At 73.3% G+C, this 12,069-nt stretch carries 10 protein-coding genes and 1 tRNA gene; 3 read left to right on the top strand and 8 right to left on the bottom strand.

Annotation, left to right across the window (positions count from 1 at the left end; translation table 11 throughout):
• Positions 1 to 58: 58 nt before the first annotated feature.
• Positions 59 to 328 (top strand): hypothetical protein, encoded by a 270-nt coding sequence (locus tag ACFZBT_RS02860; RefSeq protein ID WP_391097781.1) that lies wholly within the window; start codon positions 59 to 61, stop codon positions 326 to 328.
• Between the two features lie 81 nt (positions 329 to 409).
• Complete coding sequence (locus ACFZBT_RS02855) at positions 410 to 1,546, top strand: MsnO8 family LLM class oxidoreductase (protein WP_391097780.1); 1,137 nt, start codon at positions 410 to 412, stop codon at positions 1,544 to 1,546.
• Here ACFZBT_RS02855 and ACFZBT_RS02850 read toward each other — a convergent pair.
• Positions 1,522 to 3,411: an EAL domain-containing protein gene (locus ACFZBT_RS02850; RefSeq protein ID WP_391097779.1), complete on the bottom strand. Its 1,890-nt coding sequence runs from the start codon at positions 3,409 to 3,411 to the stop codon at positions 1,522 to 1,524. The two genes, ACFZBT_RS02855 and ACFZBT_RS02850, sit on opposite strands and share 25 nt — an antisense overlap.
• Before the next feature lie 277 nt (positions 3,412 to 3,688).
• Here ACFZBT_RS02850 and ACFZBT_RS02845 point away from each other — a divergent pair, with 277 nt between their 5' ends.
• Positions 3,689 to 4,984, top strand: coding sequence for a M6 family metalloprotease domain-containing protein (locus tag ACFZBT_RS02845; RefSeq protein WP_391097778.1), 1,296 nt, complete (start codon positions 3,689 to 3,691; stop codon positions 4,982 to 4,984).
• Between the two features lie 59 nt (positions 4,985 to 5,043).
• Here the strand turns inward: ACFZBT_RS02845 and ACFZBT_RS02840 are convergent.
• From ACFZBT_RS02840 to ACFZBT_RS02810, 7 genes are all read right to left on the bottom strand, one after another.
• Positions 5,044 to 5,117, bottom strand: a tRNA-Lys gene (locus ACFZBT_RS02840).
• Positions 5,108 to 5,743, bottom strand: a complete 636-nt coding sequence (locus ACFZBT_RS02835; RefSeq protein ID WP_391097777.1) for a bifunctional DNA primase/polymerase — start codon at positions 5,741 to 5,743, stop codon at positions 5,108 to 5,110. The genes ACFZBT_RS02840 and ACFZBT_RS02835 overlap by 10 nt, the downstream gene beginning before the upstream one ends.
• Before the next feature lie 140 nt (positions 5,744 to 5,883).
• A complete protein-coding gene (locus ACFZBT_RS02830; RefSeq protein WP_031107874.1) occupies positions 5,884 to 6,252 on the bottom strand; it encodes a hypothetical protein in 369 nt (122 codons plus the stop codon).
• Positions 6,253 to 6,922: 670 nt separating this feature from the next.
• Entirely contained in the window at positions 6,923 to 8,257 is a 1,335-nt protein-coding gene (locus ACFZBT_RS02825) for an AAA family ATPase (protein WP_391097776.1), read from the bottom strand.
• Positions 8,254 to 9,861 (bottom strand): hypothetical protein, encoded by a 1,608-nt coding sequence (locus tag ACFZBT_RS02820; RefSeq protein WP_391097775.1) that lies wholly within the window; start codon positions 9,859 to 9,861, stop codon positions 8,254 to 8,256. Before ACFZBT_RS02820 ends, ACFZBT_RS02825 begins: the two co-directional genes overlap by 4 nt.
• Complete coding sequence (locus tag ACFZBT_RS02815) at positions 9,852 to 10,973, bottom strand: hypothetical protein (RefSeq protein WP_391097875.1); 1,122 nt, start codon at positions 10,971 to 10,973, stop codon at positions 9,852 to 9,854. The genes ACFZBT_RS02820 and ACFZBT_RS02815 overlap by 10 nt, the downstream gene beginning before the upstream one ends.
• Positions 10,924 to 11,949 (bottom strand): phosphatase PAP2 family protein, encoded by a 1,026-nt coding sequence (locus ACFZBT_RS02810; RefSeq protein ID WP_391097874.1) that lies wholly within the window; start codon positions 11,947 to 11,949, stop codon positions 10,924 to 10,926. Before ACFZBT_RS02810 ends, ACFZBT_RS02815 begins: the two co-directional genes overlap by 50 nt.
• Positions 11,950 to 12,069 lie beyond the last annotated feature (120 nt).

Genomic DNA, 12,069 nt, shown 5'->3' with positions numbered 1-12,069 from the left:
CCCTCCCGTGCACACTGGCCACATCCGCAGCCGGTCGTGCCGTGAAGGACGGTCCCCGATGGCCGAAACGGGCCCACTCAGATCTCCTGTAAGCGCTGTCCAGCTCGCCGGCCGCCTGCTGTGCTGGAGTCTGGCCCTGGCCATGGTCGCCGCCGCGCTGGACGCCGTCCTGCACCCGCACTCCGGCTGGTGGGGCGCCGCGTGGCCCCTGCCGTGGTGGCTGGCCGCTGGAGCCGCCCTCGCGTGGATCGCCCTGCGGGCTCGCGAGAAGGCCAGGCGGCGACCTCCGCGCGACGGAGCGCGGAGCGACTGGGCGCAGGCCGCCTGACGTCGCGGGGGAATAACCGGAGACAGTCCCCTGTTAGGGCCGGAACGACAGCACACGGCCCACAGCAGGAGGCACCCCACCGTGGCGGCAGACGTGACACCCGGCGGCGAGACGCCCGGCGAGAAGGCACCCGGTGACGGGATACGCGGCGCCGCACAGGGCAGCTCCCCCGTCCCCCTCTCCGTACTGGACCTGGTCACCGTGGGGGCCGGCCGTACCGCCTCCGACGCGCTGCGCACCAGCGTCGAGCTGGCCCGTCTCGCGGAGGCCCGCGGGTTCCACCGCTACTGGGTCGCCGAGCACCACTCCATGCCGGGCGTCGCCTCGTCGTCCCCCGCCGTGATCCTGGCCCACCTCGCCGCCCACACCGACCGCGTCCGGCTCGGCTCGGGCGGCGTGATGCTGCCCAACCACGCCCCGCTGGTGATCGCGGAGCAGTTCGGCACGCTGGAGGCGATGGCCCCGGGCCGGATCGACCTCGGCCTCGGCCGCGCCCCCGGCACGGACGGCGCCACGGCCGCCGCCCTGCGCCGCACGGACCGGCTGAACGAGGGAGCCGACGACTTCCCCGAGCAACTCGCCGAGCTGACCCGCTTCCTCGACGACGACTTCCCCGACGGGCACCGCTACCGCCGTATCCACGCCGTACCGGGCCCGGTCCAGGCGACCAGCCCCGGCGGCGTCCAGTCCCCGCACCGGCCGCCGGTCTGGCTGCTCGGCTCCTCCGGCTTCAGCGCCCGCCTCGCCGGCGTCCTCGGGCTGCCCTTCGCCTTCGCGCACCACTTCTCGGCGCAGAACACCGTCCCGGCCCTGGACCTGTACCGGGAGTCCTTCCAGCCGTCCGCCGTGCTGGACCGGCCGTACGCCCTCATCGGCGTCTCCGCGCTCGCCGCCGACGAGGAGCAGGAGGCCCGCCGGCAGGTGCTGGCCGCGGCCCTCAGCATGGTCCGGCTGCGCACCGGCCGCCCCGGCCTCGTGCCCAGCCCCGAGGAGGCGGCGGCCTACGAGTTCAGCCCCATGGAGCGCGACTTCGTCGACTCCTGGAACGCCAACGTCATCCACGGCACCCCGGACGAGGTCCGCTCCGGCCTCGACGACCTCGCCAAGCGCACCGGCGCCGACGAGCTGATGATCACGGCCAACGCGCACGGCGGTGACGTCCGCGTCCGCTCCTACGAACTCATCGCCGACGCCTACGGGTTGCCGACTCCCGCCTGAACGTCCGGCGTGCCCAGCAGCTCGGAGATACGGTCCGGCGACACCGGGCGGGAGTACAGCCAGCCCTGTCCGGTGTCGCAGCCGATGCGCCGCAGCCGGACCGCCTGGGCCGAGGTTTCCACGCACTCGGCCGTCACGGTCAGCCCGAGCCGGTGCGCGAGCTGGATCATCGCCTCGACCACGACCTCGTCGGCGGGGTTCGGACGGGCGGCCGCGTCCCGGTCGTCGTACTGGAAGCCCCGTACGAAGGAACCGTCAAGCTTCAGCACCGAGACCGGCAGCCGGCTCAGGTAGGCGAGGTTCGAGTAACCCGTGCCGAAGTCGTCGATGGCGATGCGCACGCCCATGTCGCTGAGCGCCTTCAGCGCCTGCAACGGCCGCCCGCCCGAGCCCATCACCGCCGACTCGGTCAGCTCCAGCTGGAGCAGGTGCGGCGCGAGGCCCGTCTCGGCCAGGGTCTCGGCCACGTCCGCCACCAGGTCCGAGTCCCAGACCTGGCGGACCGCCACATTGACGCTGACGAAGATCGGCGGCTCGTCGGGGTGCTCCCGCTGCCAGCGGCGGGCCTGCCGGCAGGCCGTACGCAGTACCCAGCGCCCCAGCGGGACGATCGAACCGTCCTCCTCCGCAAGTCCGATGAACCGATTCGGCGTCAGTACGCCGAACTGAGGATGATTCCAGCGGATGAGCGCCTCGACCCCGTGCAGCCGGTCGTCGTCCATGCCGACCAGTGGCTGGTACTCCAGCCGGAACTCGCCCCGGTCGATGGCGGGCCGGAGCGTGGAGGCGAGGGCCTGGCGGGTCATGCGGTGGGCGTTGCGCTCCGGGTCGAACAGCGTCCAGCGGGCCTTGCCGTCGGCCTTCGCCCAGTACAGCGTCGTGTCCGCCGCCTGCACCAGGGCGGTGGGAGTGGTGCCGGCCGCGTGCCGCTCCACCACCCCGATCGACGCCGACACCGACAGCCGCTGGCCGGAGATGTCGAAGGGGTCCTGGATCGCCCGCAGTACGGCTTCGGCCAGCTCGGCCAGTTGTTCGGTGCCCGTGGAGTCCTCGACGAGCAGCGCGAACTCGTCGCCGCCGAGCCGGGCCACCAGCGGGGTGCTGGCGCGGGCGAAACCGGTCTCGTCCGCGCAGCGCATCAGGCGCTCGGCGACGGCGGCCAGCAGCCGGTCGCCGACGCGGTGGCCGAGGGTGTCGTTGATGGCCTTGAAACCGTCCAGGTCCAGATAGCACAGCCCGATCCGGCCCGTGCCGCTCTGCTCGTACGACTCGGCCTCCAGTGCGGCCGACAGGCGTTCGAAGAACAGGGTGCGGTTGGGCAGCCGGGTCACCGCGTCGTGCATCTGCAAGTGCCGCAGCCGGGCCTGGAGTTCCCGGCGGGAGCTGATGTCGGCGACGGACATCAGCACGCCCCGGTCCTCGGCGGGCAGCGGGGCGACCGTCACCTGCACCCACAGCGAGTGCCCGTCGGGGTGCTTGAGGCGGCGGGTGCAGCGCAGCCGGGACTGCCGGCCGCGCAGCACCTCGCGGTAGGCGTGCCAGGTGCGGGCGTCGGAGGTGAGGTCGACCAGATCGGCGGCGACCGCCCCGGCGAGTCCGTCCGGGGCGGTGCCGAGCAGCGCGGCGAGTGACTCGTTGGCGCTGACGACCATGCCCTCGCGGTCCACGACGGCCATGGGGAGCGGGGCGGCCGTGAAGACCGAGCGATAGGGCGACTGCGACAGGTGCTCGGTACGGGGGTGCTCGGCAGGGGGCTTCTCGGTACGAGGGGGCGTGTCGATCTCACTCTCTGTGACGACCGGTCGGTCGAGGTCTGCCGCGGGCATGGGCCCTTCGGAGGTTCCGCTCACCGCTCGCTCCCGCATGTATTCGATCTCTGTCCGTGCAGGAAAGGTCAGGAAAGTGTGCCGATCATAGAGGCTGGCCCCAGGGCCTTCCAGCCGGTGTCCAGTGTTCCCGGCCAACGGGCCCTTCTGCCAGATCGTTTCTGCTCGCACCTGGACGGCTTCTTCAGGCCCCCGACCAGTTGTGACGTTCCGTGAGTGCTTCTGGGGTGTCGGCTTCCGCGTTCTTTCGGCTCCTTCACCCGACTGGTGCAGGCAAACAGGACGCAGTACTACAAATCATCACAGGCTGGGTGCGGTGTCCCGCGAACCGTACCCGGAGGTATCCGTGCCGCGTCAGTTCTCGCGCGCCCGACTGCGCAGTACCGCGGCCGTGTTCACCACCATGTCGGCCCTCGCCGCCACCTCCCTCGGCACCGGCCACTCGGCCGCAGGGCCCGACTCGGCCGCGCCCTGCGCACTGACCCGCACCGACGCCCACCACTCGGAGGGCCTGGACACCTGGAACGCCGCCTATCCGCGCCCGGCCCGGTCCCTGGACGCGGTCATGGTCTTCCTGTCCTTCCCGGACGCCCGCCCGCTGACCACACCGCGGGAACTGACCGCCGACCACTTCCCGGACACCACCCGATTCTTCGAACGGGCTTCCTACGGCCGTTTCACCCTGCGCCCGCACCCGCTCGGCCACTGGATCCAGATGCCGCGCCCCTCCACGGCGTACGCCATACAGCGCGACTGGAGCGCCGAGCACCGGGCCGCGTACCTGCGGGACGCGCTCTCCGCGGCCGACCCGGAGGTCGACTTCTCGCGCTACGACGTCGTGTACTTCGTCGCCGACCCGGACGCGCCGGGCGTGGACTCCGACGCGACCAAGGTCGTCAACCTCACCAGCCCGCTGCGGGCCGACGGCAACGACCTGCACCGCGTCGTCACGGTGTTCGAGCAGCATCCGCCGGACCGGCTCGTCCTGGCCCACGAGACCGGGCATGTCTTCGATCTGCCCGACCTCTACCACCGGCCCGCCGACGGCAAGGGCGACTGGGACACACATGTCGGCGACTGGGACCTGATGGGCAGCCAGTTCGGACTCGCCCCCGATCTGTTCGGCTGGCACAAGTGGAAGCTGGGCTGGCTGAATCCGCGGCAGGTGCGGTGTGTGCAGGACGCCGGGCCCGCCCGGCTGACCCTGGAGCCGCTGGCCGCGGCGCCCGGGGTGCCGGTCTCGGGTGCCGCCGGGGCGCCGGGCTTCGGACTCGGGCGGGGCACCAAGCTCGCGGTGGTGCGGACGGGCCCCGACAGTGTGCTCGCCTTCGAGGCGCGGGGGCCGGTGGGCAACGACGCGGCCGCGTGCCGGCAGGGGGTGCTGGTGTACCGGGTGCGGGGCGAGGCGCAGTCCGGGGGCGGTCCCATCGAGGTGATCGACGCTCATCCGCGGACCGAGGCGTGCTGGGAGAACTCGGTGTACCCGCCCCTCGCGGACGCGCCGATCGCCCTGGGCGAGAGCTTCACGGTGCCCGGGGAGGGGGTGCGGGTGGAGGTGGAGGGGCGTACGGCTTCGGGGGCGTGGACGGTGAAGATCATGGTGGGCCGCTGAGGGCGTCGCGGACACGCGAAAGACCCCCTCGCTCTCGCGAGGGGGTCTTTCACCGTCTGTGCGCCGCCAGGGACTCGAACCCCGGACCCGCTGATTAAGAGTCAGCTGCTCTAACCAACTGAGCTAGCGGCGCCTGCTGACGTCGTAGACCTTAGCACCCTGGTCGGCGGGAGGAAAAATCGAAATCCGCACCGCCGAACGGGCCGCCCGCACGGCCGCCCACAGCAGGACTTCGGGGCCCGGGAGCCAGGGCTGCCGGGTGTCGGGGGCGACGAGCCAGCGGGAGACGGGACGGGCGGGGGAGGCGGACTCCGTCGAGGCGGCGGTGGGTGCGAGGGTGGTGGGCTCCGCCGGTGCGGGGATGGTCACGGCGTCGCCCGTGCCGTGGCACAGCAGGGGCGGTACGGCGTCCGTACGGCCGGTCTCCCCGCTGTCGCGGCCGAGCGTGCCCCACTCCTCCCACCCCAGCAGCGCCGGCAGGCGCTGTGCCGTCCCCGGCGCGGCGAACAGCAGCATGCGGCCGCGGAACTCCGCGACCGGGCCCGAGCCGGGGCCGTCGTCCCACAGCCGGTCGAGCATCCGCCGCCCGAACACCGAGGGCGCGCTGACCACGTCGAAGACCGCCCCGCAGGGCAGCACGATCGGCGCGTCCGGCCGCTCCGCCCAGAGGGCGAGCGTGCTTCGCGGATACGTTCCTGCCGAAGCGAGCCAGGCGGCTCCGTCCGGGGTGACATGGGAGGCGTTCCATCCGCTGCTCATGACATCTACATCTACCGGCCGTGAGCAGGTGGTTCCCGAGGGTTGCGGGAAACCGGGACAGGAGGGGGTGGGAGGGAGTATCTTGCCCGCCTGGCATATGCCACGTAGATCGGAAAGGGGCGGATCTCCGCCCTCCGCTGTCACACCGGGTCGACGGGCCCCCGGCCCTCGACGCCGCCCCGCAGCAGGTCCCGGCCGAACTCGACCATCTTCTTGGCGTAGTCCTCGGTCCACTCGGCCCGCTCGGCGATGTCCGCGGTCGTCAGCCGGTCGAACCGCCGGGGATCGGCCAGCTGCGCCGCCGCGATCGCCTGGAACTCCAGGGCCCGGTCCGCCGCGGCGCGGAACGCCAGCGTCAGCTCCGTCGACCGGGCCAGCAGGGCCCGTGGATCGTCGATCGACTCGAGGTCGAAGAAGTGCTCAGGGTCGGAGGCCGCCTCCGCGGGCTCGAAGAGCAGGGGCGCGGGGCGTAGCCGCGGTTCGTTCCGACGCGGCGTGGGCTCCGCCATGTCTTCTCCTCCTCGTACATCGCGCACGGCCCTCCCGGTGGAGCGGGCCACCGTCCATTGTCTCGCGGGCGCGCAAGTGGGCATCGCGGGAGTGGGTACGGCCGGCACACCACCCGGCGTTCGCCGGGGCCGCCGGAACCCGCGATGTTCGGCCACGTCACGAACGCCACACCTCGGAGTCAGGGGCGCCACTCCACCCGGTGTTCCGCCAGGTGCGCGAGCACCGCGTGATTGGCCTCCCACCCGTCAGGGCTGTATTCATCGGCCGCCTCCGGCCGGCGGCGGGGTGGGTAGTTGCGCGCGGGGGAGTGTGCAGGAGGTCGAGTTAGCTCGATCGTGTGATGGTCCGCTTGTGGGCTTGTGATGCGCTGGGCCGAGCGGTTTAACGTGATCGCGCGATCTGGGACGCCGGGTACGGTGCCAGCGTGCGGGGCCCCCGCTCCACCGGAGAGATGGTCCGGGGCCTCCCCGTCGCCTCTGGCCGTACCCACTTGGCCAGGTCGCGCAGGGAACTGGCCTCCCGGGATCGGACCACGCACTGGATGCGTGTCGCCGCCTCGGGGTTGAGTACGCCGGGGACCAGTGCGCCCAAGACCGTTCGGGGCGTGCGGCTGATCAGGCTCGCTCCCGCTCAGCCTTCAGGAACGGTGGGTGGAGGCGGGTGTGTGGATCACGGCCGGTACGCGACCCGGTGCTCCGCCAGGTGCGCCAGCACGGCGTGATTCGCCTCCCACCCGTCAGGAAACTTCACCACCGTCCCCAGCTGCACCGGCTCCGTCGACGGATAGTCGTCCAGCAGGTCGCTCACCCCCGCCCGGCACACCACGACGCACGCGTGCCGGTGGCGGGAGGCCAGGACGCAGAGGCGGCCCGTTTCCAGGTGGAAGGCCGTGGCGTCGGGGCGGCCGGAGAGGGGGTGGAGGACCACCGTGACGTCGTACTCGCGGCCCTGCAGCCGGTTCGCCGTGTCCACGACGACGTCGGTGACGCCGAGGTCGGCCAGGGCCGCACGCACCGCCGCCGCCTGGTCCCGGTGCGCCGTGCCGACGGCGACGCGGTCGGCGGTGAGGGGCGTCGGGTCGGGCGAGCGCTCCGACGTCGCCGCTCCGCCCCGGTCCAGCAGGCGCCGTACGACCGTCGCCACCGCCCGTACCGCCTCCGGGTCCGTGCGCGGGGTGTGCCGTGCGGGCAGTTCCAGCAGGCCCCAGCCCGATACGGCCGCCTCGTCGATCACCCGGTCCGGGCCCGAGCCGTCGGAGGGGACGGCGAAGGACAGGGCGCGGTCGCCCGGGCCGGTACCGCTGCGGAACGGTGTGAACGGGTAGAACGCGTCCGAGACGAGGGGGGCGGCGGAGGCCGGGAGCCGCCAGGAGACCGGCAGCCGGTGCTGGGGCAGCTCCGGGTTGTGGGCGAGCAGGGTCGTCACCGCCGAGGCCGACGGGTCGTAGGCGAGGCCCGCCCACTGCTCGCTGCCCACGATGGCGAACGGGTCCAGCTGCCCCGGGTCGCCCACGAACAGCGCCCGCTCGAACAGCCCGGCCACCGCGAGCAGCGCGTCCGAGCGCATCTGGTACGCCTCGTCGACGATCGCGTGCCGCCACGGCTCGTCGACCTTCACATGCGCCCACTTCGCCGCCGTCGAGAGCACCACGGCCAGTCCCGCGAGGTCACCCGCCTTCGCCGACTTGCGGACGTTCGGCAGATCGTCGAGCGCCTTGTCGTACGGGTCGGCGTCGCTGCTGTGCAGCCGGCCCACCGGCAGCTCGGGGTTCTTCTCGGCGAGCCTCAGCACGAGGTCGTCGACCTGGGCGTTGGTCTGCGCGACGACCATCAACGAGTGACCGGCCTCGGCGAGCTCCAGGGCCGCTCGGACGACCAGCGTGGACTTGCCGGCACCGGGCGGGGAGTCGACGACGACACCGCGCGCGGTGCCGTGCAGCGTGTCGTGGAGGATCGCGTCGGTGGCCTGTGTCGCGGCGGTGGCGGGGTCGAAGACCGTCGTCACAGGACATCCTCCTCGGTCACCGGGTCGGCCGTCTCCAGCGTCGGCTCGCCCGGCGGCCCGCCGTGCGTCCACGGCGTCTCCTCCGGGTCGGGCAGCTTCGCGCCGCCCCGCTGCTCGTGCTCGAAGAGCGTGAAGCAGACCCGGTCGCCCTTCTCGGGCACCGACCCCGGCTCGGGCTCCTTGCCGCGGCCCATCTTGTCGAGGACCCGCAGCACGACGTACGCCGCCCCGTCCTCCTCGTCCCCGGCTTCGGCCGCCACGCACTCCGCCGACTGCGGCTTCCCGCCCAGCGACCGGTACACCTTCGTCCGCTCGCCGAGATGCGGCCGGTCGTCCGTGCGGACCGTGACCAGGGGGCGGGGGCTCGGCCGTTTGCTCTCGCTGTACGCCATCACGACGTCGGTGACCTCGCCCGCGAACGCCTCGCCGGACAGCCGCCGCCCGGCCATCACCAGCGGATCGTCCAGAGCCTCCTGGGCCTCCAGCCGGGCCTGTTCGCGCTCGCGCGTGGCCAGCTTGTTCGCCGCGGTGACCGCGTCGTCGCGGCGCGGCTGCGGAGGTTCGCCCGCCAGGACCCGGTCGCGGTGGCCGGTGAAGGACCAGCGGTCGCGCGTCCACCGCTCCTCGGCATACGCCCCCGCGGGCAGCTCCCGCAGCAGGTCCAGGCCGCGCCAGACCGCGTCCCAGGTGGGACGGGTGCGGCTGAGCACCAGGTCGCGGATCTCCCGCTCGGCCACGGTCAGCGAGCTGAGCCGGTCCTCGGCCTCCAGGCCGTCCTCGGCGACGGCGTGAGCGGTGCGGGCCCGGTCGTAGCGCTCGATGGCCGGGGCGAGCAGCTTGTTGTCGAACGCCGGGTCGGTGGCCGGGCCGGCCGGGGGGCAGGTCAGCTGGCCCCGGTCGTCCCGCTCCAGCTCGGCCCGCAGCGCGGCCTCGGCGCCGGACAGGCCCTCCGGCGGGTCGATCCAGGCGAGCAGCGCCCCCAGGTGCTGGTCCTCCAGGGTGGACTGCCCGGTCGCCCAGTGCCGGCCCAGGACGTCGGTCATCGCCAGCAGCAGCGCGGAGCCGGGCACCCGGGCCCGCTCCCCGAAGTGCGTCAGCCACCTCCCGAGCAACGGCACCCGGGGCGGCGCCGGATAGGGCGCTTCCGGGTCCTGCTCCGCCGTACGCCGGAAACGCGTGGAGCGTCCGAGCAGCCGCACCAGGTCGATGCCCGCGCGGCTCGGCACGATCAGCTGCGGGGCGTCCGCGCACAGCTCGACCTCGACCTTGACGCGCTTGCCGGTCTCCGGGTCGGTCTCGGCGCGCTCGGCGGCCTCCACGACCTCGCCGTAGGCGTCGACGTACGGCAGCACCACGTCGGCCAGTTCGGCCAGGAACGCGAACCTGAGGTCGCGGTCGCGGGGCTGCGGGACGACCAGGAGGCGCGGTGCGTCCCGGTCGGTGCCGACCAGGGCGCCGAGCGGGGCACCGGCCTCACCGGCGGTGATCAGCGGCACGAACACCAGCGGCCGGTCGCCGAGATGCCGGTGCCGGACGGTGGCGGCGGGCTGGGCGCGACCGGTGCTGACGGCCTCCAGCCGGGCCAGGGTGGAGATCAACGACACGCCGCCTCCAGGGCCTCCGCGCGCAGGGCCGCCGCCCGCCGCAGCGCCGCCACCGCCGGGTCGCTCGGGTCCCCGGCCTCCCCGCGGGCCGCCGCGAGGACGTCCTCCACCGTCTCGAGGCCGCCCAGTTCAGCCCGCGCCGGGCGGCCGAGCGTCGTCACCGCGCCCGCCTCCCGGGACCGGCCCCGGCAGTGGAAGGCCAGCTCGCACGCGGACAGGCACTCGGGCGCGTAGGTCGCCGGGACCGACTCCACGGCGGACGTCAGCTCGTCGGCGGGCAGCTCGGGGGAGAAGCACGTGCCCTCGGGGAGCTCGTCGGCGATGTCCTCGATCCGGGTCAGCCGGGCCAGCTGGCGGGCCGTCACCGCGCGCTGCTTGCGGACGTCGACGGCGGACGCGGCCGGCAGATTGGAGAAGTCCCGGGGGCAGACGAGCAGAATCCGGTGCCGCACGCGCGGAGCCGGATCCAGCTGCTTCGCGACCTCCTCCAGCGCCAGCACGTACACCGCAGCCTGCCGGGCCGCCGCCCCGACCTTCGCCGGGTCCGCCGAACCGTCCAGCAGCGGGAAGGACTTGATCTCGACGACCGTCCAGCTGCCGTCCGGGTGCACCACGACCGCGTCCGGCTCCAGGAACGCCGGGGAGCCCGCGACGTCCAGCGCGAGCATCGGGTGGTCGAGCAGTGTCCACGCGCCGGGATGCTCGGTGGCCTCGCGCAGCTCCAGCGCCGTACGGGCCGTACGACCCTGGGGGCCGGTCGCGGTCAGGTCCGGCACCCGCGCTTCGGCGGGCGGCTCGGCGGCCCGGTCCAGCTTCTCGTGCACCAGCCGGAGCAGCTCCGCGCCGCCGTCGGCCTTGACCCGCGCCTCGAACGCGTTGCCCCGCGTGAGCGCGAACTGGGACTGCCCGAAGGCCGACGGCGCACCCAGCGCGCTCGCCAGTGCCGCCTTGTTCACCCCGGCACCGTCGAGGATCGCGCGCCGCGCACATCCGGGGTTGGCGGCCAGCGCCGCCAGAGCGCGCGCGTCCAGTGCCTTCGCGGGTACGTCGGGCCCGCGCAGCTCAGCGAGCCGCTGCCGGAGCGCCGTCCCCCGCGTCCTTGGGGGAGGCACTCGGCTCGGCTCCCGCTCCGAACCGCGCATCGCGCTGCCGTGGAATTCGCTCACCCGCGGAAGTCTGGCATCCGGCACTGACATCCGAGGAACCCGCGGCGGAAGTGGCGGCGGAGGCGGATGCGGAGGTGGCCGCGGAAACGGATGCGGAAGTGGTTGCGGAAGCGGAGTCCGCCGCGCCCGCCGCGACCGGCGCGAACCGCGGCAGGAACCGAGCCCGGACCCGGTCCGCCGTGCGCGTCACCAGCGGCGCCAGCAGCAGTCCGACGCCCATGACGGCCGCGCCCGCGAGCGCGTCGAGGAAGTAGTGGTTGGCGGTGCCCATGACCACGATCGTGGTGATCAGCGGGTAGGCGACGGCGGCCGTCTTCGCCAGGCGCGTGCCGCCGTAGCGCCACAGCATCACTCCGCACCACAGGGCCCAGCCGACGTGCAGACTCGGCATGGCCGCGTACTGGTTGGTCATACCGCCCATGCCGCGCGGTGCGCTGGCCTCGGCGCCCCACCAGCCGTAGGAGCTGTACTGGGCCATCGTGTCCACGAAGCCGTGGCTCGCGTCGAGGAGCCGGGGCGGGCAGGTGGGCATCAGGGTGAAGCCGATGAGGCCGACGAACGTCGACGTCCACAGCCAGGTGCGCGCGGCGCGGTAGCGCACGGTCCGGGAGCGGAAGAGCCATATGAGGATCGCCGGCGTGACCAGGTAGTGCAGCGACGCGTACCAGAAGTCCGCCGGTATGCCTATCCACGCCTCGTGCGTGAAGAGGCGGTTGAGCGGGTGCTCGGCGTTGAGATACAGCGCCTTCTCGATGCGCAGGATCGCCAGACCGTTGTCGACCGCCCCGGAGACGTCGCCCCGCACGAGGAGCCGGCCCGCCGAGTAGCACGCGTACACCAGCAGGATGAGCGGCAGCTCCGTCCACCAGCGCAGCCGGGGCGCAGGGGCCGCCTCGGTGTCCGGTGTCTCGGTGTGCGGCATCCGATCGCCCTCCCCCTTCGTCGTCACGGCTCCCCGCCGGTCGGTCGTGCCACCTTACGGTGCGTGTGCGCGCCCTGGGGGCGCTCTCCGGACCTCAAAGACGCAGAGATCGCCCCCCGG

Origin of the sequence: Streptomyces sp. NPDC008137 (assembly GCF_042957035.1) — a bacterium.
Taxonomy (GTDB): Bacteria; Actinomycetota; Actinomycetes; order Streptomycetales; family Streptomycetaceae; genus Streptomyces.
This window is presented reverse-complemented; position numbering and strand designations above follow the sequence as displayed.